The 22,435-nt window shown below is 47.2% G+C and carries 17 protein-coding genes; 8 read left to right on the top strand and 9 right to left on the bottom strand.

Annotation, left to right across the window (positions count from 1 at the left end; genetic code table 11):
* Positions 1-41: 41 nt before the first annotated feature.
* The 5 genes from EYR25_RS03705 to EYR25_RS03685 all read right to left on the bottom strand — a co-directional run bounded on the left by EYR25_RS03705 (position 42) and on the right by EYR25_RS03685 (position 5,344).
* Entirely contained in the window at positions 42-2,093 is a 2,052-nt protein-coding gene (locus tag EYR25_RS03705) for a TonB-dependent receptor domain-containing protein (RefSeq protein WP_133178592.1), read from the bottom strand.
* Positions 2,094-2,248: 155 nt separating this feature from the next.
* Positions 2,249-2,758, bottom strand: a complete 510-nt coding sequence (gene luxS, locus EYR25_RS03700; protein ID WP_133178591.1) for an S-ribosylhomocysteine lyase — start codon at positions 2,756-2,758, stop codon at positions 2,249-2,251.
* A 155-nt stretch (positions 2,759-2,913) separates the two neighbouring features.
* On the bottom strand, positions 2,914-4,029 hold the full coding sequence (locus EYR25_RS03695) for a TRAP transporter substrate-binding protein (RefSeq protein WP_133178590.1): 1,116 nt from the start codon (positions 4,027-4,029) through the stop codon (positions 2,914-2,916).
* A gap of 200 nt (positions 4,030-4,229) precedes the next feature.
* Complete coding sequence (locus EYR25_RS03690; RefSeq protein WP_023268362.1) at positions 4,230-4,550, bottom strand: BolA family protein; 321 nt, start codon at positions 4,548-4,550, stop codon at positions 4,230-4,232.
* Between the two features lie 134 nt (positions 4,551-4,684).
* Positions 4,685-5,344 carry an alpha-ketoglutarate-dependent dioxygenase AlkB family protein gene (locus EYR25_RS03685; RefSeq protein WP_133178589.1) on the bottom strand — a complete coding sequence of 220 codons (660 nt, stop codon included), beginning with the start codon at positions 5,342-5,344 and terminating at the stop codon, positions 4,685-4,687.
* 189 nt (positions 5,345-5,533) lie between these two features.
* Between EYR25_RS03685 and EYR25_RS03680 the strand changes: the two genes are divergently transcribed.
* Positions 5,534-6,667: a methyltransferase gene (locus EYR25_RS03680; RefSeq protein WP_133178588.1), complete on the top strand. Its 1,134-nt coding sequence runs from the start codon at positions 5,534-5,536 to the stop codon at positions 6,665-6,667.
* Between the two features lie 207 nt (positions 6,668-6,874).
* On the top strand, positions 6,875-10,021 hold the full coding sequence (locus EYR25_RS03675) for a DUF2339 domain-containing protein (RefSeq protein WP_133178587.1): 3,147 nt from the start codon (positions 6,875-6,877) through the stop codon (positions 10,019-10,021).
* 60 nt (positions 10,022-10,081) lie between these two features.
* Here the strand turns inward: EYR25_RS03675 and EYR25_RS03670 are convergent, their stop codons facing one another.
* Both EYR25_RS03670 and EYR25_RS03665 read right to left on the bottom strand, forming a co-directional pair.
* Positions 10,082-11,374: an O-acetylhomoserine aminocarboxypropyltransferase/cysteine synthase family protein gene (locus EYR25_RS03670; protein WP_133178586.1), complete on the bottom strand. Its 1,293-nt coding sequence runs from the start codon at positions 11,372-11,374 to the stop codon at positions 10,082-10,084.
* A gap of 230 nt (positions 11,375-11,604) precedes the next feature.
* Positions 11,605-13,017, bottom strand: a complete 1,413-nt coding sequence (locus tag EYR25_RS03665; RefSeq protein WP_133178585.1) for an aminotransferase-like domain-containing protein — start codon at positions 13,015-13,017, stop codon at positions 11,605-11,607.
* Positions 13,018-13,162: 145 nt separating this feature from the next.
* Here EYR25_RS03665 and EYR25_RS03660 point away from each other — a divergent pair, with 145 nt between their 5' ends.
* From EYR25_RS03660 to EYR25_RS03645, 4 genes are all read left to right on the top strand, one after another.
* Positions 13,163-14,503, top strand: coding sequence for a cytochrome ubiquinol oxidase subunit I (locus EYR25_RS03660; protein WP_133178584.1), 1,341 nt, complete (start codon positions 13,163-13,165; stop codon positions 14,501-14,503).
* 55 nt (positions 14,504-14,558) lie between these two features.
* Complete coding sequence (gene cydB / locus EYR25_RS03655; RefSeq protein ID WP_133178583.1) at positions 14,559-15,566, top strand: cytochrome d ubiquinol oxidase subunit II; 1,008 nt, start codon at positions 14,559-14,561, stop codon at positions 15,564-15,566.
* A 61-nt stretch (positions 15,567-15,627) separates the two neighbouring features.
* Entirely contained in the window at positions 15,628-15,762 is a 135-nt protein-coding gene (locus tag EYR25_RS03650) for a DUF2474 family protein (protein WP_084294915.1), read from the top strand.
* A gap of 461 nt (positions 15,763-16,223) precedes the next feature.
* Positions 16,224-16,610: a GreA/GreB family elongation factor gene (locus EYR25_RS03645; RefSeq protein WP_023268370.1), complete on the top strand. Its 387-nt coding sequence runs from the start codon at positions 16,224-16,226 to the stop codon at positions 16,608-16,610.
* Between the two features lie 565 nt (positions 16,611-17,175).
* Here the strand turns inward: EYR25_RS03645 and EYR25_RS03640 are convergent.
* Complete coding sequence (locus EYR25_RS03640) at positions 17,176-17,955, bottom strand: AraC family transcriptional regulator (protein WP_023268372.1); 780 nt, start codon at positions 17,953-17,955, stop codon at positions 17,176-17,178.
* A 191-nt stretch (positions 17,956-18,146) separates the two neighbouring features.
* On the opposite strand from EYR25_RS03640, the gene EYR25_RS03635 reads away from it, so the two are divergent.
* Together EYR25_RS03635 and EYR25_RS03630 are read left to right on the top strand one after the other, a co-directional pair.
* Positions 18,147-19,037 carry a DMT family transporter gene (locus tag EYR25_RS03635; protein ID WP_133178582.1) on the top strand — a complete coding sequence of 297 codons (891 nt, stop codon included), beginning with the start codon at positions 18,147-18,149 and terminating at the stop codon, positions 19,035-19,037.
* Positions 19,038-19,174: 137 nt separating this feature from the next.
* Positions 19,175-20,806 (top strand): methyl-accepting chemotaxis protein, encoded by a 1,632-nt coding sequence (locus EYR25_RS03630; RefSeq protein ID WP_133178581.1) that lies wholly within the window; start codon positions 19,175-19,177, stop codon positions 20,804-20,806.
* A 171-nt stretch (positions 20,807-20,977) separates the two neighbouring features.
* On the opposite strand, the gene EYR25_RS03625 is transcribed toward EYR25_RS03630, so the two are convergent.
* Positions 20,978-21,817: an FAD:protein FMN transferase gene (locus EYR25_RS03625; RefSeq protein ID WP_133182724.1), complete on the bottom strand. Its 840-nt coding sequence runs from the start codon at positions 21,815-21,817 to the stop codon at positions 20,978-20,980.
* Positions 21,818-22,435 lie beyond the last annotated feature (618 nt).

Below are 22,435 nucleotides of genomic sequence, written 5' to 3'. Positions count from 1 at the left end.
GCTTTCTTCTTGAATAATCTTTAAACAAGATTTAATTCAGTTTAGAAACGCCATTGATAGCCTAAATAGCTGATCCGTCCATTTTCAGTCCGAATTCCGCTATTAGATGCTGCTGCAACCAGGGACTCATCCAGCAGGTTTTCGACCCTAAAATACAGCCTATGGTGTTTATCAAAATCATAGTTTGCCGCTAAATCAACCCGCCATTGGTCCGAAACCTGTTGTAGTTCGCTGCCAAATTGGCTGAAATTCCGTTCAGATTGATAGTTAGCCTCTAGATTTAATTGATATTCACCATAGTCAATCCCCGCACTCAATTGCAATTGATGTTCGGGTAACCAAGCTAATCTATCTCCTTCTAGGACGCAGCCTTGAATCTCGGTGCAAGTGCTAGTCTGGTACTCGGCACTAAGATATTGATAATTTAGCATTAAGGGTAATTCAATCTCCCCAAAATTCCAGCGATAGCCAAGGCCCAGTTCTACGCCATAGGTAAGCACATCGGGAATATTCTCTTGAGTAAACAAACGTGCATCGGCGCACATCGAGTAGCTATCACAATCCACATGCATGTTATCAAACTCTTGCACATACGCCCGTAAATCGGCTTTTATCCCCTCACGCGCATATTGGGCGCTCACTTGATAGTGGAGCGACACCTGAGCCTCTTGGGTAGAATTTCCCGCACTCGCCGCAGTCCAAGCTCGACGGATATCAGTACTAAAACGCCAATCGCCCGCATCATAGAGCACGCCAAATTGCGGCATCCAATCACTATCGGAGAAATCCGCTTCATCGAGTCCCGCAACAGCCTGGTTCACTTCACGATTAACACTCACATGCTCGTAAGTGAGCCCTAACTTGATTTGCATCCCCAGCAAGCGCCATAAAGAGTCAATTGCAGACGTCAATGCAGTGGCATCATCTGTATATGCTAATACGGCACTTGATTCATCTGAGACAATACTTCTATCTGCTTGCCATAACGCCGTTTGCTCACCAAAGCGCATTTCGGCTTTATCGGTATGATAACGAGCGCTGTAGGTAATTTGATGTTCGCCGTATTGGTTTATAGCTTGGGTCTGGGCACCAAAAGCGCTGTAATCGTTATCTTGGACGAGTAGATTTAAATCGGCGCCATTTGCAATGGGATTTCGATCAAAAGCCGAGATGCTTGAAAGCGTTGCTGCGTCAATCTCTTGCCCATTAAACAAGCCAAGCTGATTCAGCTGTTGTGAATAGGACTGATAGTAAAAGTCGCTGAACACTTTACTGCCACTTAAATCTACTTGGTGTGACAACTGATACTTGTGCTGCCGCCCTTTATGCTTATCCTTCGCCGTTGCGGAGTATAAGAGTAAGGGTTCCTGCTGCCAGTCCGCCGCGGTGACGCCAAGCTGCGAGCGATAGCTATCGTCATCGATAAATTGATAGGTAAATTCGGTTTGCTGTGGACTGCGCGCCCCAAGCAAGCTTGAGGCATTGACCTTAAATAGAATGTCGGTTTTGTTTCTGTCGGCATCACTGCCATTTAAAAAATTCGCATCACCTTGTTCTTTTGCATAATTTGCGGCTAGTAAGACACCATATTCTTTCTGTTTAAGTCCCCAATTCATACCTGCATTGACATCAGACTCCGTCGAACCTTCAACCGTAAAACGGCCTGATTGAGGTCGGTCTTCGATATCAAGGCTTTGATACTTCACCACACCGAAAGCGCCCTGCCCGCCTACCGTCATATCCGCCAGTGGAGTGCTAGTGACATTCTGCTGTAGTAAAAGGTTGGGTAGTAACTGTAACTGCGGCGCAGAATAAGGTGCGGGTGAGAAATACACCCGATCTTGCATCACTGCCACACCTTGGCTGGCGGAACGCATACTGATATTCGCGGTATTGCCACTGTGATCACCCCGCTGCAAGGTTAAGCTATTTAAGTAGCTTAACTGCATCCCATCATCACTGGAGTGATACTGGTTATTGAGCTCAATAAGATCCAGCGTCTGAGAATAAAGAGGATTTGCATTGAGTGGATTGGTGTAAACACAGGAAACCGCAAGCGCGGTCATCGATATCACAAAATAGCGACTGGACATACCAAGCTCCCAAAAGTGTTTGTTAGCGTACGGCGTTTTTGTTGTTATTTTGTAAAATAGCTGAATTTATTTGAAAAAAAAAGCGACAAATGTCGCTTTCTTGACGCTAAAGCCTCGAATCAAGACATCGCATGTTGCGGTGCCCCCATCAAAGTTTAAAGTTTACCTAAGATCTCATCGCTGAGTTTTAAATCATCGTTGCGGTTAACACTCACACCTGCGGCGATAATGTTACGGGCGATAACCTGTGCTTGCTCTAAAGAGTGCATCTGATACGTGCCGCATTGATACTCGTTAAGCTCTGGAATTTCAGATTGCTCAACCACTTTTAACACATCTTCCATCGACGCAAGCCATGCATCAGCCACTTGGCGCTCGGTTGGTTGACCAATTAGGCTCATATAGAAACCAGTGCGGCATCCCATTGGCGAAATATCAATAATTTCAACATCGCTGCCGTTTAGATGATCACGCATAAAGCCTGCAAACAAATGCTCTAAAGTATGAATACCGCGCTCGCTGAGAATATCTTTATTTGGAGTACAGAAACGCAGATCGAATACGGTAATCGCATCGCCTTTTGGGGTACTCATATGTTTGGCAACACGAACAGCAGGTGCATTCATCCGTGTGTGGTCAACAGTAAAACTATCTAGTAGTGGCATAGGGATCTCCAAATTCTTAGGGCGATACAACCGCTATCGGTTCATGGCCGAAAGCATAACATCAAATGGATTAGGTCGATAACAAGTTAATGTAAGATGAAATCATCTCATATCAATCAGACGCTAATATGAACATTCTGTTCAAATAAGCCGCATTAATGTTGCCTCTGTTGACTGTAGGCATCTTCAGAAATTTTATGATATTCGCGAACACCCTGCTCATAGGCATGGTAAGCACGATACACTTTACGCATCATAGGATCCTGCTCCGCCTGCTCTTCTATCACTTGCAGCGAGATACGTTCAAGTTCAGTAAGCACTTCGGGCGGAAAAGCTTTAAGTTCAACCCCCTCATCCTTAACTAAGGTTTCAAGGGCTGAAACATTACGTGTAGTGTATTCATCCAACATATCTTGATTGATGGCGCGAGCAGCCGTTTTGACTATGGCTTGCAAGTCTTCAGGTAGACTCTCAAAAGCCGCTTTGTTGATCAAAAACTCCATATTGGAGCCTGGCTCATGCCAACCGGGATAATAGTAATATTTAGCGACTTTATGTAAACCAAACGCGAGATCGTTCACTGGCCCGACCCACTCAGCGGCATCAATCGAACCTGTTTGCAAGGCGCCATAAAGCTCCCTTCCCGCCATATTAACGGGGACGGCACCGACACGCTTGAGCACTTCACCACCTAAACCTGGCATACGGATCTTTAAGCCTTTAAAGTCGGCAATGGTGTTGATGGGTTTATTAAACCAGCCACCCATTTGCATTCCCGTATTGCCACCCGCTAATGGGATAATGCCAAAGGGACGATAGACTTCCTCCCACAGCGCCATGCCGCTACCATAATGGAGCCAACCATTCATCTCTTGGGCAGTCATTCCAAAGGGAATCGAAGAAAAAAACTGTGACGCGGGTGCTTTCCCCTTCCAATAATAGGAGGCGGCGTGTGCCATTTGAATTTTACCTTGGCTAACACCGTCAAATACGGCAAAAGCAGGCATTAGTTCACCCGCACCATAAACTTTAATTTGCAAACGGCCGTGGGACATCTCGTTCACCAGCTTCGCAAAGCGCTCTGGTGCCATGCCTAAACCGGGAAAGTTCTTCGGCCATGAAGTGGCCAATCGCCATTCAATCACCTCTTGGACTGGCATTGCGTTATAGTCGGGGGCAGCAGAAGTTGGCTCAACGTTCTTGGATGAAGGATTGCATCCGCTAAGCCCCAAAAACACTACCGCAGCAAATAGCCCCAAAAAATAACGCATTACGCACTCCCCACATGCAAAAAACAATTAACACTCTGATAAATAGCACTCTTTTTTATTGAACGATGAGCGCTTAACTCTGTATGAAAACATATTGTTAACACAGAATTTTCAGCAGGGAAACCGTAGAATGTCTTCAAATTGACATAAAACAAAAAGCCACTTCTGGAAGTGGCTTTTAAATAAAGGCTTAATTTGGGCTAACCGCGGCAATTAGGGGTTTTAGGCACTTCAACATCTGCGGCCCATTCACTTTGAGTGAAAGTATGAATAGACAGCGCATGCACACCATTAGCTAATTCATCAGCTAAACAGTTGTTTACTAAACGATGGCGGGCAAGCAAACGAAGCCCATCAAACTCATCACTGACAACAACCACTTTAAAGTGAGTCTCTGAATTTGGCGGAACATGGTGACGATGGCTTTCATTAAGGACTTCTAAATGAGTTGGCGAGAAGCTCGCGGTCAGCTTCTGATCAATGGTCTGTGCCACAGTGCCCTGCGCATGGTTATTGGACATATTCAAATCTCAACATGGGAAAATCCAGTGGCCGCAGAGTACTGCTTCAAGTACAAAAGATCAAATCTCAGCACCGGCTTTGTGGCGTAAAACTCTGCAAATTTAGTAACAGTATGAAATGATTTAGCTTTCAATCAGCCATGATAATTAACAATCAATTGCCTAAAGGTGTAGTTCCAGCGGGGTTCCTTAACCTTTAAGCGCTTAGGCACGCTGTGTAACCAATCTTGCTGCATTGGCCAGTGCATAATCAGTAAGTCACCACTGTGTAAGCTAATCGTGTATTTCACCTTGCTGTGTTTATGTTTAATCACAAAATCCCGCGAGGCGCCAAGGCTGATAGAGGCAATATCACTGCCGCTCGCAATCTCGGGCTCATCATCGCTGTGGGCGCCCATGCAATCTTGTCCATTGGCATAACGATTCACTAGCACGCCATTGCTACCTAGCGCAAAATCCCGCTGCAACTTGTCACGCAACTTTAGCAAATACTTAGGCCAAGGCAGAGCACGAATAAATAGCCCCGAATACAAATAGTCACACCCCACATCGCCATACCAAACCTGTTGCCTTGGAATGGCATGATATTCGCCAAACACTTGAATTTGTGGGCGACTCAGAGGATAAGATTCGGCCTCCTTGAGTAGGGCATTCTGCTGCGCCACATTCAAATAATCCCTAACTAAGGTGATAGGCGGCTCGACTTGTGCCGCATCTTGATGATGGGTACAAGAGATCCCACTATCAGCCTCAAGATTGACCTCTGGTTCGAGTCCTAAATAGACTTGTTTCATACAGCACCTTATACCACTGACGACTGTGATTGCCCCATCCAATCCCCCATAAATGCATGAGCGGATACACAACCTCAGGCAAGCATCGCACGATAAGGGGAAATCTGCGATAATCTGCGCCTTATTTAATTGGCGCTGTTTTAATGGCAGCGTTTTTATTCGCACCGTTTTTATTGGCTTAGCACAAAGATGACGACACAATTTTCAGTGGCAGGGATTGAGCTTGAACTCTTTCGCTACCCCGCTTCGCAGGAATCCAATCTCCAAGCTTGGGATGCGGCAGACGAGCATTTGATTAACACCCTAGTCGAGGGCGGACAGACCGCGGTGCCAACGGCCATTATCAACGACAGCTTTGGCGCCTTAAGCTGCGCCCTATCGCGGCTCAACTCCGATTGGCCACTGAATGTCGAAACCGATGCCAGAACCAGTTTTTTAGGTGCAGAGCAAAATCATCATCGCAATCAGTTACCTATGGATAACCTAACCTGGTTTACCAGTCGCGATACCTTGCCTGGTGATCTCGCCCTCGTATTGATGAAGCTGCCCAAAAACCTCACTTACTTTGCCCACCAGCTGATGCGCTTGTCCCAAGTGTTGCCCGCTGGCTGCATAGTGTTGGTTGGCGCAAAAGCCAAGTCTATCAACGCCAGCTTATTGGAAGTATTCGCCAAACACTTAGGGCCAGCGAGCGCCAGCCTCGCGTGGAAGAAAACCCGCGTCATCACCTGTATTAGCGACGGCAAGCCACGCGCCTTACCGAAGGAAGTCACCTGGGATATTCCTGAATTTAACCTCCACATCAGTAATTTAAGCAATGTGTTTGCCGCCAATAAACTCGATATCGGCGCGCGCATTATGTTGGATAATCTCCCTCAGGGCGATTTTAAAACGGTTGTCGACCTAGGTTGTGGCAATGGCGTGCTCGGTCTGCGTGCGGCCCAGTTATACCCTAATGCCGATATCCATTTTATTGATGATTCCGAAATGGCGGTGGCCTCAGCCAAAGCCAATTGGGCCAGTAATCAACTCCCCGCAGATAAAGGCCATTTCCATTGGGATGATTGCATGACCCATTTGCCCGATGGAGTCGAACCCGATTTAGTGCTCTGCAATCCGCCCTTCCATCAGGGCGAGGCGATTACAGATCACATTGCTTGGCAGATGTTTTTAGATGCGCGGCGCCGACTCAAAAATGGTGGCATTTTACATATAGTGGGGAATCGCCACTTGGCTTACCACGTGAAATTGCAGCGTTTATTTAAAAACTGCACCACAGTCGCCTCCAACGGCAAATTTGTCATCCTGCAGTCGCAAAAATAACCACTTTTATACGGCAAAGATAGGGCGAAATCATTGTGCTATCTTTGCCTCATCTACTCCACGTTCGCATTCGCACATACTGAGTAACGGCTTTTTACTAGCCGTTATGCCTAGTTGTCAGTACAATCTTTCACAGTAAAAGCATAGAAGTGAGTCACTTAGACTTTTATGCCCCATGGATATGGAAAGCATATTTAGGATATTGAGATGCCGTTAAAGGACGACGTTGACCAACTCAAGGCAGAATTGGCGCAGTTAAAACTGCAGCACCTGTCGCAGCAATCTTCACTCAGCCGCCAACTGGCAGAATTTTCAGCCAAGCTCGATAGCATCAGTCTTCAGCATGAGCAGCAAGGCAATGGCCCACTCACGACCGCATCCACCAGCACGGACGATATCACAGCGCCATACGGCACGACGATTGATCCAAGGGATGAGATCGCCCCGCTGCAATCTGAAGAAATGGCTCCCCATATCCAACCACAAGCGCCCGAGGCAAATCCTTGGCAAGACGATCCTTGGCAGCGCCATGCGAAATCCCCCTCAGCAGCCGTAGATTCACCGGTGGATTTGCAGCAGGATGATTTGCAGCAAGATAAGGCCTTTTCTCAGCAAGCCGGACTTGAAGTGGGTGTGCAGGCCGCAAGCCAATTGGAGACCTTATTATCCCAAGGCCTTGCCGCCATTATGGCGCCATTTGCGGCCATCACAGAACAGGTCAAAGGTTTCTATCAACATTATCAAGCCAAGGGCTTAGGCCCAGTGTTTTTAATGACGGTCGCGGGCATCATCACCCTGACCCTAGGTTTTGGCTACCTACTACAATATTCCATCAACCATTGGTTTTCCGAACTCGGCAAAGCCCTGCTGGGTTTTGGCTGCGCCAATGCGATTATTGCGGGCGGGATTTTTATCCGCCAAAAAAGGGCGGGCATGGCCGACTTTGGCTCTGGGATTGTCGGATTAGGCCTTATCCTAAACTATCTCTGCGCCTATTTTATTGGCCCCTACTTTGAGATTATCCCCAATAGTGCCAGCTTTATCCTGCTGCTATTGATTACCTTAGCGGGCTATGGCCTCTCGATGCGGCTCGATGCCAAGGTCATTGCCGTGATAGCCTTAGTCGGCGGCTCGATGGCACCTATGATGTTGTTATCCCAAAGCTATGCGCCGCTACTGTATATTCCCTATCTGCTACTGATAGGTGCGGGCGCCCTCGCCCAAAGCCGTAAATTACACTGGCCATTACTGCTGGATATCACCGCCTTCCTGCATATCGCCTGCATCGAAGCCTTCAGCTATTTTGTCGATTTACCGCTCACTCAATGGGGCGGCGCAGCGGTGCTCGCCCTAGTGAGCATTAACGCACTGTTTTATCTCTATGGTCTATTTGGTTTAATCGTCAATCCCTCCAGGACCTCACTCAGCCACAGAGCCTTGGTTCTGCCGATTGCTCTGCTGGCCTTTGCTCTCTTCGAAATCACCCAATTTACACCATTCGCCGGGGAGATTTTTATCGCCAACGCACTCATCTGTGCGGGCTTATACGTTAAGCTCAAGTCTCGACTCAAGCCGTCCCAGAGCAGTCTCTTATTAATCTTTGGCGGCAGTTTTGCCGCCTTTGCCGCTCTTTATCTATTAAGCCATGATTTCCTTGGATTAGTGCTTATCCTCGAAGCATTGCTCCTGCTGTGGATTGGCCTTAAGGAGAAACTGATTTCGGTACGTGCCGAAGCCTACGTGTTATTGCTGACAGGACTGGCTCTCAATTTATATGCGGTGCTGACAGGTTTTTCTCTGCTCGGACTTGGCGAGCAAACGCCAGTGGCGGCGCTTGGGTTCCCGCTGTTCGCGTTAATCTTAAGCGCGGCGGCCCTGCTCTTTGTTATCCGCCAAATTGGCAATGATGAGTTGTCACTGTCGCGGCTCGAGCGGCAACTGAGTTATTTATTCAAAGAATTACTCAGCGGCTTTTATGTGGCGACCCTTTTGCTGGCGGCTTACCTTGTCAGCAACGATTATTACCTCGCTATCATCCCGCTCGTGAGTCTGTTGCTGTTGTATTTCAGTGGTAAAGACAAGTTGATGGTCAGCGAGTTTGCCGCTTGGCTGTTGCTGCTGCCACTCTTATTTACCGTGGTCGAAGGCATAACGCTCAGTGGCAGCCTGAGTTTTAGTGTGCAGCCACTGATTGCTAAGCTGGCACGCATTGAATTGTTCGCCGCCCTGCTGCTGGCCCACTATTGGTATCGTAAGCATTACCCTAGCTCGCTATTCGCCCAAGCCGCCAAGCAGATACAACTAGGCTGTTATCTGCTGCTACCGCTGATCTTATTGCCTAAGGTCATGCGCAGTTATTGGGAGTTTACCGCGGTTGCACTCTGGCTTAGCAGTTTGTTCAGCCTCGCCCTTGCCTATGTTATCAAGCATAAAGCCCTTGAGATTGAAGCCAAGATTTTGACTTGGCTGGCGATACTCACCACCGCCAGCTTGTGCCTATTTGAAGTTTGGCAAGGGCTTATCGCGCTGCTGATCGGCGCCCTAGTCATGGGCTTTGTACTGCTGCGTTATCGCAAGCTTGCCAAGCCTTGGGCATCACTGCTTACCCTGCAATGGCAACTTAGCCCTTATTATTTCGCGCTGGTGCTGGCCGTATTGGTCTATGGATTTAATCGCGTTGATGTAGTGGCATGGTCGATGACAGCATTAGCATTGAGCGGCTACTTTGCCCTCTTACTCCAAAGACGCACCAAACATGGCGCCGTGCAAACGGGATTAATGGCGCACTTAGCCATCGAAACCCAAGCCGCGGTGCGCTCAAGCTACAGCTTGGCCTACGGGCTCTGTTTGGGGCTAGCGCTGCTGCCGATAATGCTGCACTTTGAGATATCGTTAAGATTGGACTTGAACAACGCCTTACTATTCCTTTGTGAATTGATGGCATTAGCACTGCTCGCACTACTTATCTTACGCCGCGGCGTCGCTATTCGTTTGCATCAGCGTTTCTTACCGCTGCAATGGCTCAAGTGGGGCTGGCACGGGTTGCTCGTGCTGAGTTATCTCACCTGGAGTTATGCGTTCGATAATATGATTGCTGCGCCGCTCAGTGCAATTTTGCTAGTCGTCCATGGCAGCGTGTTGATGTTTATCAGCCTAAAACCCCAGCATGGGGATATGATCCGCCTCGCGGCTGGACTCTTTACCTTAGCCACTCTCAAAGTATTATTGCTGGATATGGCATCCTTCGAGCTAGTGCAGAAGGTTATCGCCTTTATGTTGATTGGGGTGATCTTACTGACCGTATCGTATTTCTATCAAAAGGCGCGTAATAGCTTACAAGAAGCAAACCAATAAGTCGCCAGTTATGCAAAGTTAAAGGCCGCTAACATTAGCGGCCTTTTCATTCCTAATACGTTAAGCCAAGGCTTTTTCCAGCGCCTGCGCCACATCGGCAATAATATCGTCGATATGCTCAATGCCAACGGAGATTCGAATTAAGTCCTCAGACACCCCGGCCCTAGCAAGTTCGTTCGCATCCAACTGTCTGTGAGTGGTGCTGGCGGGATGGCAGGCAAGCGATTTGGCATCACCAATGTTCACTAAGCGCAAAATCATCTGCAGCGCATCGATAAACTTGCCACCAGCGATTTTACCCTCCTCTGGAGTGGCCGCTTTAATACCAAAGCTGATAATCCCAGAGGCTTTACCACCAGTGATTTTTTGGCAATTTTCACGGTAAGGACTACTCGGCAAGGCACCATAATTCACCCAACTGACCGAAGGATGCAGTATCAAGTATTCGGCTAATGCCAAGGCATTCGAGCAGTGACGCTCCATACGTAGGCTCAAGGTTTCCAGCCCTTGTAGCAGCAAAAATGCGCTATGGGGCGAGAGCGCCGCCCCAGTATTACGCAGCGGCACCACGCGGCAACGTCCAATAAAGGCCGCAGCACCAAAGGCTTCGGTATAAACCACACCATGGTAGGAAGGATCGGCTTGATTAAGTAGGGCAAAGCGTTCCTTGTTCGCCACCCAATCAAACTTGCCCGAGTCAATAATCACACCGCCAATCGTCGTGCCATGGCCACCAATGTATTTGGTCAAGGAATGGATAACGATATCGGCGCCATGCTCAAATGGACGACATAAAACAGGGGTAGCGACAGTGTTATCGACAATTAAAGGCACGCCGTGTTTATGGGCTATTTCGGCTAAACGCTTAAGATCGACAATATTGCCTGCGGGGTTACCGATGGACTCACAGAATAGCGCCTTGGTCTTGGCATCGATTAAGGCATCGAGCTGTTCAAAGTCATCGAAGGCAGCCATCCGCACTTCGACTCCTTGGCGCGGCAGCGTATGGGCAAATAAATTATAAGTGCCGCCATAGAGCTGACTGGTACTGACAATATTGTCCCCCACTTGGGTAAGCGCTTGAATCGCATAGGTAATGGCCGCCATTCCCGAGGCGACTGCGAGTGCGCCTATGCCGCCTTCAATAGCTGCAAGCCGCTGCTCGAGCACGCTGGTCGTCGGGTTCATAATCCGCGTATAGATATTGCCTGCGACTTTTAAGTCAAATAAATCAGCACCATGTTGGGTATCATCGAAGGTGTAGGAAGTGGTTTGATAAATAGGTACCGCAGCGGCTTTAGTGGTCGCTTCTGATTCATATCCATGGTGTAACGCCAGTGATTCAAGTTTCATCTTTGTGTCCTTCCCCAATAAATTCCCCGAACAATTCCCAAAACAGTTCCCTAAACTGTTCTCAAAACATCGCCACTCCCTAAGGCAAATCGAAGGGCAGCGTTATGCAAATCGATGCTCCAATCGCACAAGATTTGTGCGCTGCATCCAAGCTAGCAGATGGACATCTAGAAGTCTAAAGATTTTTAAATCGCCATCGAATTTACCACAACAGCTCACACTTTGATGTCTCAATTAGGGTGGTGATAAAGGAGCTGTGCGAGCGCTTTTACCGCGCGCACTATCTCGGCTGAACAATCGTAGGAGGCATTAATGCGCATAAAATGGCGAAACTCTGCTTGATTACTAAAGAGATTGCCCGGCGCGATACTGATCCCTCGCTCAAGTGCACTATGGTATATCTGCGTCGCATCCATATGAGCAGGCAACGCCAACCAGAGGAAATAACCGCCCGGTTCAAAGTTCACACTTACAGACTCCGGCAAGTGAGCCCGCAGCAACTGATACATGGCAAATTTGCGATCCGCTAAGGTGTGACGTAAGCGCTTTAAATGACGCTCATATTGGGGCGACTGAATAAAATCAGCGATGGCCAGTTGCATAGGCGCACTGGTTGAGAGGGTCGACATTAATTGCAAGCGTTGCAATTGCGGGGCATGGCGCCCCGCAGCGACCCAACCGACTCGATATCCCGCAATCAAAGATTTCGAAAAGGAACCACAATGCAGTACGCAGCCTTGAGTGTCTAAGGCTTTAATCGGCCTAGGCGCACTCGACCCGACATAAAGCTCTTGATATACATCATCTTCAATCAGACTGACGTTATGCTCACAAAGCAGTTGATAAATAGCCTGTTTTTTCTGTTCCGATAAACTACAACCTAAGGGATTCTGATGCAGACTCATCAACCAACAGGCTTTGACGGGATAGGTCTTCAGCACTTCAGCTAAAGCCTTAAGATCAATCCCTTCGCGGGGATCCGTCGCGACCGCAATTGCCCTCAGTTTGAGGCGCTCAATGGCTTGCATCGCGCCATAAAAAGTTGGCGATTCAATCACGACCCAATCCCCCGCCTGAGCCAAGGCCGCTAAGCTCAAGTTCAGCGCCTCCATCGCCCCCGAGGTAATTAAAATTTCATCGGGCGCCACACTCATACCTAACTTGGCATAACGTTGGGAAATCGCCTTGCGTAACCCAGTATTACCGGGGGGAAGATTATCGGCCGCAAACGACGGTGACATCTGCCGTGTGACCTTGACTAACGAGCGCGCCAAGGCTTGCTGTGGAAATAAACTGGGATCGGGAAATGCCGAGCCAAAGGGCACAATCCCCGCCTGTTTCGATGCCTGCAATACGTTAAACACAAACTCGTTAATATCGACCTTATCGGAGAAATAGATCTGCCGTTGAGTCTCTGGGTAACGAAAGGCTTCGGGCTGAGGCGCCACTATGTAGCCGGATTTTGCCTGCGCCAATATCACGCCTTGGCTTTCGAGCAACTGATAGGCGTTCAACACTGTCATTAAACTCAGCCCCGAATCCGCCACAGTTTGCCGCAATGAGGGCAATTTATCCCCCGCCTGCCAGACACCTTGAGTAATTCGGTTTTTGAGATCTTGCGCTAACTGTTGGTACTTAGACATCTGTTATAGCTAACTCAGTCAATTCTGTATCTGTTATAGCCAGATTACCCCATGGTCTAATAGTACACAAGCCATCAGCGGCGCGAATCCGAGGCGCTGAGCGACTTGCATTTACACATCCCTTTGCTGCACTCCTGAGGACACTATGTTTGATTTTGATGCCACCGTACTCGCGAGGATCCAATTCGCTTTTACCGTTTCTTTTCACATTATCTTTCCCGCAATCACTATTGGGTTAGCCACCTATTTAGCGGTGTTAGAAGGACTCTGGTTGAAGACAAACAATCAGATTTATCAGCAGCTTTATCAATTCTGGGTCAAAATTTTTGCCATTAACTTCGGCATGGGCGTAGTCTCAGGCATAGTGATGGCCTACCAATTTGGCACCCACTGGAGTGGCTTTTCGGCCTTTGCGGGCAGCGTAACTGGCCCTCTGCTCACCTATGAAGTGCTGACAGCATTTTTCCTCGAGGCGGGATTTCTTGGGGTGATGCTGTTTGGGCAAAATAAGGTTGGCAAAAAGCTGCACTTTTTTGCCACTTGTATGGTGGCCACGGGCACTGTGATTTCAACCTTTTGGATCCTCGCCTCCAATAGCTGGATGCACACACCTCAGGGGTTTGAAATCATTAACAACCGAGTCGTCCCCATCGACTGGTGGCAAATCGTGTTTAATCCTTCATTTCCCTACCGTTTAACCCATATGACGATTGCCGCCTTTATCTCCTCAGCCTTCTTTGTTGGCGCCTCCGCCGCATGGCATTTACTCAAAGGAAACGATACTCCCGCGATTCGTAAAATGCTTTCCATGGCCATGTGGATGGCATTGATTGTTGCACCGCTGCAAGCAGTGATTGGTGACTTTCACGGGCTAAATACACTTGAGTATCAACCGGTAAAAATCGCGGCGATGGAAGGCCACTGGCGTAATGAAGGGGATGAGCCCACGCCGCTCATCCTATTCGCCATGCCCGATATGGATAAGCAAACCAATCATTTCAGTTTGGAAATTCCAGGATTAGCCAGTCTGATTTTAAAACACGATATAACCAAGCAAGTGCCAGCACTCACTGAGTTTCCTGCCGAGGATTGGCCCAATGTGCCCTTAGTGTTTTGGAGTTTTAGGGTGATGGTGGGCTTAGGCGTGCTGATGATTTTGGCGGGCGTCTGGAGCCTCTACCTTAGACGCAAGCAGACGCTATACAGTAATCGCCTGTTCCTGCGCTTGGTACTCTTGTTAGGTCCCGCGGGATTAATCGCGACCCTCGCGGGTTGGTTTACCACTGAACTTGGCCGCCAACCTTGGGTTATCCAAGGGTTAATGCGCACTCAAGATGCAGTTTCGTCCCACAGTGTGACCCATTTAAGCCTCAGCCTGATGATGTTTGTTATCTGTTACTTCGGCATTTTTGGCGTGGGTTATCGCTACATGATGCGACTCATCAGTAAAGGGCCGATAGCGCAAGGGATTGAGCACCATGGATAACAAATCCGACTGTTTAGCATATCAATTGATTAATCAACCCATTTAAAGGCACAACATGGAATTCGACTTACCCCTGATTTGGTTTGGGATCATCATCTTTGCCACACTCATGTACATAGTGATGGATGGCTTCGATCTGGGCATCGGCATCTTATTTCCCTTCATCCACGATGAAGACGATAGGGATGTGATGGTTAACACCGTCGCGCCAGTATGGGATGGTAACGAGACTTGGCTAGTACTCGGTGGTGCGAGCCTTCTCGGCGCCTTTCCCCTCGCCTACGCCATAGTGCTCGAAGCCCTGACCATTCCCTTGCTGATCATGCTGCTAGCGTTGATTTTTCGTGGCGTTGCCTTTGAATTCAGGTTTAAATCCAGCGCAGAGACCAAACCCTTTTGGGACAAAGCCTTTATGTTCGGCTCGATTATTGCCACCTTTGCCCAAGGTGTGGTGCTCGGCGCATTTATCTCGGGCATTTCGGTAGATGGACAAAGGTTCAGCGGTAGCAGCTTCGATTGGTTATCGCCCTTCTCACTCTTCTGTGGTTTTGGGCTGATGCTGGCCTACGCGCTGCTTGGTGCAACTTGGTTAGTAAAGAAATGCACAGGCACACTCAAGACGACCATGCAGCAGCTTGCTAAAGTCCTCGCGATTTGCCTGTTGATGACCATAGGAATCGTCAGTTTATGGACGCCCTTCGTACAACCCAATATTGCCCTGCGCTGGTTTAGTCTGCCGAATTTATTCTATTTTGCGCCTGTACCTCTGCTGGTATTGCTCTGCACTAAGGCACTTATCCGCGCCTTAAATACTGAGGATGACTACCGCCCCTTCTTGCTAACACTCGCGTTAATCTTCTTAGGCTTTAGTGGCTTAGGAATCAGCATCTGGCCACATATTATTCCGCCAACGATCAGCCTATGGCAGGCGGCCGCACCTGAGAGCAGCTTAGGCTTTATGCTTATCGGCGCACTGATGATTATTCCCTTGATCTTGGTCTACACCTTTTGGAGCTATTACGTGTTTCGCGGCAAAGTCACCAAGGATGCGGGTTATCACTAAAAACGGCTTCATGCAGCCGATATCGACTCGGCTACCAGCAACACACTCTTAGGAGATTGCTATGACGACTCAAACTTCATCGCTCCCCAAACGACTCGGCTGGTTACTGCTGATTTGGTGTACCAGTGTCAGTTGCTTACTGCTGGTTTCCCTGTGCCTTAAAATCATCCTACAAGGTGCAGGGCTAACGACTTAACGGTTTAACATTCAGCCACGTTAATCAATTTATGCGCTAATAATTGCCTAAAAATATCGCCTATTATTAAGCGAATATTTTTATCTAATAGGAAAATGTCATTCCTGAAATAAAGAGCCTAGCGTCAAAACATGGGTTGCTTTATTTTTTCAGTTGGCCTATGGTATGGACAGTTTATTAGTCATTAATCATCAACCCAATTGGATGATTAATTTAGCCTTAATTTGATATGGAGATGTAGCAATATGTTAAACAATGCATTTTCATCTATCACATTTGAGTCATCGCCTTTTACGCTAAATAAGCCTCATTATTTAGCCAACTTTGTACGCCTTTCACTTAAATTTCCAGTGTAAGCCGAGTGCCACTCGCACTCGGCATCTAGTTCCTATATTTAATTTTATCGCTTCCATTTTTATTTTGGAGCATAGCCGTTATCTAGCTCATATTTTGGGGTAGTTATGTTTTATTCTTTTTTTAGCAATCTATTTCAGTCTTTTATGTTGAAAACTGAGACCTATTATCTGCAAAACAGTTTTAATGCCTCATTGCGTCCGACTTCATTAGCTGCGGTGATTGCAAAACTGGATCAACTTAAGAGTGAAGAAACCCAAGATAAAGTGACGGTTGGGCGAGAAATTTTACTGGTTAATCAACAGGACCAGCAGGAGTATCGTATCGAGCTGGTGTATCCGCCAAGGCACAAACCCAGAGCGGGCCGTTATTCGGTGATCTCCGATCTCGGTGTAAGCCTCCTCGGGCGCACTAAGGGCGAATATGCCGAAGTCAATATTCTAGGTAAACCCGTATTATTTATGGTGAAAGATATCGCCCTAAGCAAAAAATAAATTAACGTTAAAAAATTTTATCAGCATAAAGCATGTTCAAATTTCAGTGGCAGCATGCTTTTAGGTCGCTATTTGCGGCGGCATCTAGCATAGGCATAAAGAAAATAGGGAGAGCATTATTTTGAAGCTATTAACTGGCCGCGAAACAAATTAAAGCCGATGAGCCAAAACTTAGACCTCTTGCATATTTACCGAGTATGGCAGCGCTTATGTAAAAACCATCAAGAAGTATAAGTTTATTTATCTGGCTCATACGGCTTTTTCATGAGTTAATTTTGCCGACGGGTAATGTTAACGACACTATCGGTAAGAATGCGGCGCTACACTCGATAGTCTCATTTTATGAAGTTTCACTTTACTGAGTATCACTTTGCTGAGTTTAAGTTCAGTTAGGAGTATTTATCATGAGTAAAGAAAAAGCGAAAAAACCGCCGATGAAAACCTTAAAAGAGAAACGTCAGGATAAACGGAATCGACAGAAAAACTCCGATTAATCCCTGTGTAAAAATCCCTTAAATCCTCTCTTTATGAGCAAGAGGGCGTGGTGACTATCTCGCCCTCTTTTTTACCCCAATTGACGACGATATTGCTCAGGCGAATATTGGGCATATTTTTTAAACATCACAATATAGGGTGAGGTTTGGTTATAGCCTAAGGTCAGTGCCACCTCTTTGATTGCCAATCCCTCACGCAAGAGCTGTAACGAATAAATAAACTTATGCCGCTGCCGCAGCTCGGTAAAACTCATCCCAAGACTGTCTTGGCAACGCCGAGCCAGTGTGCGCTCTGTGGTATGTAGTTCACTCGCCCAAGCCTTAAGGCTCTTTTGGCTGGCGGGATCGAGTTCGAGTTGCTGCAAAATGGGCTGCAATAATTTATCGCCACTTGAGGGTAAAAATTGCGGCTGTGCCTGACCTAAAATCAACTGGTCGATTAGCACCTCAAGCAGACGTTTATCTGCGTCGCTTTCAGCTACTCGGATTTGCCGCTCTCTTAGGTCGTTCACTATCGCCTGTGCGATGGGCGTAACTGCCAGCAGGCAGGTCTCATCCGGAAAAGCCCCCGCTCGACTAGCCACGATATTCATCGAGCAATAATGGATACTGCGGCGAGTAAAGCTCTCATGTTCAATCCCAGCAGGTACCCAAATCGCATATTGGGATGGCGATAAAAATCGCTGCCCTGCGGCATGCAGTTCCATAATACCGCCGCTGATCAGCTGCAATTGCCCCCAAGCATGACTGTGTTTTGGGGTGATGGTATTGGGAAGAAAAGCTTCATAGTTAAAGAAAATATCGGCAACAGGCGCTTGCTCTGCCTTAAGCGGATGATAAACAGGACGCATCAGAACTCCAAAAATAGACTAGCAAATTCGAGGCGAATACTGAGACTTAAAAAAGATTGTCCGCCGACGAACTGACATTGTCTTTTAAGCGATATTTATATCATAAAAGACCCGCGATAATAGCAGCAACCTAAAACATCGGGTTTATGCCCTTTCGCCTAACCCGCCTTCACGCCAATTAAGACTGACCTATGCTGTATTTATTTCCCCTACTCGCCGTTGTGATTTGGGCAGGTAACGCCATTGTTAACAAACTCTCCTTTGGGATTATCGCCCCCGAAGCGATTGCCTTTTATCGCTGGTTTTTTGCCATGCTAGTATTAACGCCTTTTATGCTAAAACCAGTCTGGCGCAAGCGTAAAACGATCGCACCATTACTGCCTAAACTCGCCACCTTAGCCGCCTTAGGCATGGTATTAAACCAAAGCCTGGCTTATTTTGCGGCGGCAACCACAACCGCGACCAATATGGCCCTAATCAACTCGCTGGTGCCTATGGTGAGCTTGTTTTTAGCCGTGCCAATACTCAAACAAAAGCTGACGCCCTTGGTCTTTGGTGGCACTGTGATTTCGCTCTTGGGTTTAGTGTTTATGTTAAGCCACGGGGATATGGCCAATCTTGCCATCGGCGTGACCCAAGGGGATTTACTGTTACTCATCAGCGCCTTTGTGTACGCCCTTTATGGGGTATTGCTTAAACGCTGGCAATTGCCGATATCGACGTGGGAGTCAGTGTATATTCAAGGGATTATCGCGGTATTGATGTTAACTCCGCTGCTGTTTAGCGCGCCAAGTACAGCCATTAGCAGCCAAGCCGCACCGTTAATTATGTATGCCGCTTTAGGCGCTTCACTCATCGCACCTTGGGCCTGGATTAATGGCATCAGCAAGTTAGGGGCCGAGCGCACCAGCATTTTCTTCAATTTGATGCCAATCCTCTCGGCAATCTTAGCGGCGATTATTTTAAATGAAACCTTAGCCATTTATCACTATATAGGTGGCGCTATGGTCATCTTTGGGGTGATGTTAGTGCAGGTAAAACCTAAACCTAAGACCTCGATTGCAATCGCCTGCACCGAATAAATCGCTTATCACAACGCCCCAAAAACTTGGGGCGTTTTCTATCATCGCGCTTTGACTTTTCACTGACTGCTGCAAACAACCAAATAGCGACTATGCTATTTAATAAGTTGTTTTGTCAGAGAGTTATGGAGAGTCCCATGTTTAATAGCATTAGAGTTAAGTTTTCGCTGATGTTTGCCATTATGGCGACAGCCTTGATCGTTATGGCCATCACAGATGCCATGCAGAGCCGCTCAACTCTCAAGCAAATGCAGGAGTTTAGCCAATTATTTAATCCAGCGATTTCGGCCATTCTCAACGCTGATCGGGATCTCTACCAAGCCCAATTGAGTGAAGAAGTGCTACTTCGCCCTGATCTGAGCAGTGAGAACCGAAAGAATGAAATAGACAACTGGCAAGAGAACGTCGACCAAGCGCGCGATCGTATGGGGGAGTTTAAAAATCACCTGCAAGATCATTTAGAAGTAATCAAATCCACTAGCGGTTTCGATGCACAATTTTCACTTTGGCATCAAGCGTCATCGGAAGTGATTAACGCAGTCAAAAGCAATAACTTCGAACTGGCGAGACAACTACACGAAGGTAAATCCAAAAAAGAATTTAAAGCCTTGAGGAGTATCTACAATGCCGCCGGCGAAGCCGCCGATAACCGCGTTAAAGAATTGGATTTACAGGCATCGGAACAGGCCACCACTCAAACTCAAATTTCCATCACCATTGCCACCCTAGTGGCTATCGTCGCCCTAGTGATTGCTTATTTCGGGCCCAAAATTATTGTTAATGCGATTCAAGATATCACCAATCGGATCAACGATATTGTCGATGGCGATGGCAATTTAACCCAACGTATCCCCATCACCCGTCAAGATGAAATCGGTGAACTAGCCAATGCCTTTAATTTATTCGTTGCCCAACTGCAGCAAATGGTCATTGCAATTATCAGCCAAACAAAAGATGTCAGCCAAACCGTTGAACACCTTGCAAGCAAGTCAACGACAACAATGGAGATTAGCCACGAGCAAGAACAATTTGTCGATACTATAGTCACAGCGGTGAATGAAATGAGTGCAGCGGTGCGGGAGGTAGCCAGTAACGCCCTGCATACCGCCACCGAAATCACTAAGGTCAACGACCAAACCATTGAGGGTAAAAATATCCTCTCGCAATCGGTAAACCATATTCAGCAACTGTCTGAATCAGTCAAACATGCAGTAGCGGTTATTGAAAAACTCTCTGTCAACTCAGCTAATATTGCCTCAGTGCTAGATGTGATCCGTGCAATTGCAGAGCAAACCAATCTCCTCGCCCTCAATGCTGCCATTGAAGCGGCCCGCGCGGGTGAGCAAGGACGAGGCTTTGCCGTGGTTGCCGATGAAGTGCGGACACTGGCGAGCCGCACCGAAACCTCGACCCAAGATATTCAGCGCATGATTGAAGAGTTACAACGGGGCGTAAATGATGCGGTGAAGAGCATTGAATCGGGCGCCAGCCTCACAAACTCAACCGTGACCTTCGCCAGTCAGACACAGGATGCCCTAGATGAGATCCTTAACTCCACCTCTAAGGTCAGCGAGATGTCGACGCAAACTGCCACAGCCACCGAAGAGCAAACCCATGTGACCGAAGAAATTAATCGTAACTTGACTGAGTTGTCTGACAAAACAAGGTATTGCAATACGGTGATCCAAGAAACCCAGCAGATAGTCGTCAACACTCAAGCCATTTGCAGCAATCTACAAAAAGAAGTCTCGCGTTTTAAAGTCGCATAATAGTACACGCTAGCCTGTTGACGTTTCGAGATTAAACAATCATGAAACGTCAACAGGCCTTATTAAGCTAAAGGGGTGTTTAAAAATCACCTTTAAAACAATATGTTAAAATATCAAGGCATGATGTGATAACACGGAGCATCATTAGATATTTGCCCCTTGGTCATGACGTTAACAGACCAATTGCCCGCCAAGTAACTGGATTTTTTCCTTTGCAACATCAGCAGAAAGGTAACCCGCAACTTTGGTCAGCGCATCGGCTCGCCACGCGAATGGAGCTTGCACACTCACAACCCGTTCACTTGTCGCATCAAAACTCATCATATCGACATTGCCAGTCGGTAGCAGCAATGCGGGGCAACCTAAACTCAATTGTTGTGAAACCCGTGAGCTAGCCAGTGCCATATTTCTTACCGTGACCTTTTGGCTTAATCCATTAGAACCTCGGCAAAGTACATCTAAGGAGGCAGAACCAAACACCTTTAGATCACCACCCGCGTTAACCCAACCGCCCGATACACCGGCCCGGCACAATTCACTGACGGCCATATCAACGGCGTATCCCTTGGCAATCCCATCCAAGGTGACGATTAATGGCCGGGCTAAACGTGCTTGATTTGCCCTGATCTCAATATCCTGCCAATCGCCCTGCAAAAGTAATGGCATGCCAAGGTAACAAGGTAAAGCGCCGCGTGACATCATTTCGCCGCCAATCGTGCAGTTAAATAAGTTATCGCTGGCTTTACCAAACCATTTAGCTAATTTAAATACGCGTAAACTATCTTGGCTTAGGAGAACCCAATTTCCAGGCTGTCGGTTTAAAAGATTTAATTCACTATCTTGCTGATGGAAACTTAATAACCGCCCGATTTGAGCAATGCGAGAAAAAGCTGCCGTAATTGCAGCTTGCATGGCTTGTTCATCGAGTGTTGGCAAAGAGGGATCTTCAACAACAGATTCGACCGCAATTTCAACTAAAGTGCCTAATAAAGGCTTAGCTCTACGTATCACTATGCTGTTAGCTGCAATAAATGGATGTGGATGAAAGATCACCGTTTTACCCCATCTGGCCCACAACAGCAATAGTCAATTGAACAACGACTGAGCTAATCGAAAAAAGAAATAGCAGAATAACTTTGTGAGAGGCCATCTCGGGACAAAACAGAGTTATCCATTATGGGGAACATAGGCAGCAGGATGAAATAGCAAAAAGTAAGAGGAATTTATTAGGCCGTGTTGAGGTTTCATTGCTTGCCGCCATATTGGCTAATATTTATGCAAGACAATCTTCGTGCTATGTAGTTGTGCGGCATAAAAGGACGATAATACAGCAGAAACTTCAGCTCATCGATAACACCAGCCCAAACAAGCAGAATTTTCCTCATTAATAAACTCGTATAATACAATGTTTAATAAAGTAAAAATTGTTGAGCAATCAGGATTTAAACCTCTTTTTAACGAACAGATCACAACGGAAGTAAAAACATCTAGACGTCTAGATTGACAGTAAATTGGCAATCCAATATGCTTGGCACCAAGTTGCTAGGATATGATGCCAAAGCGGCATAGATTTTAAGCGAGTTCGACTGCCAAGGATCACGCGGACAACCCGCCGAGTAAAAGAGACAT

It is taken from the genome of Shewanella decolorationis (assembly GCF_004354305.1).
In the GTDB taxonomy this organism is placed as follows: domain Bacteria; phylum Pseudomonadota; class Gammaproteobacteria; order Enterobacterales; family Shewanellaceae; genus Shewanella; species Shewanella decolorationis.
Note: the sequence above shows the minus strand (reverse complement) of the source record. Positions and strands in the feature narration are given on the sequence as shown.

Coding starts and splice junctions, on each gene's coding strand:
- EYR25_RS03670 (WP_133178586.1), bottom strand. CDS start 11,374: ATGAAACTTGAATCACTGGCGTTACACCATGGATATGAATCAGAAGCG.
- cydB (WP_133178583.1), top strand. CDS start 14,559: ATGGAATTCGACTTACCCCTGATTTGGTTTGGGATCATCATCTTTGCC.
- EYR25_RS03675 (WP_133178587.1), top strand. CDS start 6,875: ATGCCGTTAAAGGACGACGTTGACCAACTCAAGGCAGAATTGGCGCAG.
- EYR25_RS03660 (WP_133178584.1), top strand. CDS start 13,163: ATGTTTGATTTTGATGCCACCGTACTCGCGAGGATCCAATTCGCTTTT.
- EYR25_RS03630 (WP_133178581.1), top strand. CDS start 19,175: ATGTTTAATAGCATTAGAGTTAAGTTTTCGCTGATGTTTGCCATTATG.
- luxS (WP_133178591.1), bottom strand. CDS start 2,758: ATGCCACTACTAGATAGTTTTACTGTTGACCACACACGGATGAATGCA.
- EYR25_RS03635 (WP_133178582.1), top strand. CDS start 18,147: ATGCTGTATTTATTTCCCCTACTCGCCGTTGTGATTTGGGCAGGTAAC.
- EYR25_RS03690 (WP_023268362.1), bottom strand. CDS start 4,550: ATGTCCAATAACCATGCGCAGGGCACTGTGGCACAGACCATTGATCAG.
- EYR25_RS03695 (WP_133178590.1), bottom strand. CDS start 4,029: ATGCGTTATTTTTTGGGGCTATTTGCTGCGGTAGTGTTTTTGGGGCTT.
- EYR25_RS03645 (WP_023268370.1), top strand. CDS start 16,224: ATGTTTTATTCTTTTTTTAGCAATCTATTTCAGTCTTTTATGTTGAAA.
- EYR25_RS03650 (WP_084294915.1), top strand. CDS start 15,628: ATGACGACTCAAACTTCATCGCTCCCCAAACGACTCGGCTGGTTACTG.
- EYR25_RS03680 (WP_133178588.1), top strand. CDS start 5,534: ATGACGACACAATTTTCAGTGGCAGGGATTGAGCTTGAACTCTTTCGC.
- EYR25_RS03705 (WP_133178592.1), bottom strand. CDS start 2,093: ATGTCCAGTCGCTATTTTGTGATATCGATGACCGCGCTTGCGGTTTCC.
- EYR25_RS03685 (WP_133178589.1), bottom strand. CDS start 5,344: ATGAAACAAGTCTATTTAGGACTCGAACCAGAGGTCAATCTTGAGGCT.
- EYR25_RS03665 (WP_133178585.1), bottom strand. CDS start 13,017: ATGTCTAAGTACCAACAGTTAGCGCAAGATCTCAAAAACCGAATTACT.
- EYR25_RS03640 (WP_023268372.1), bottom strand. CDS start 17,955: ATGCGTCCTGTTTATCATCCGCTTAAGGCAGAGCAAGCGCCTGTTGCC.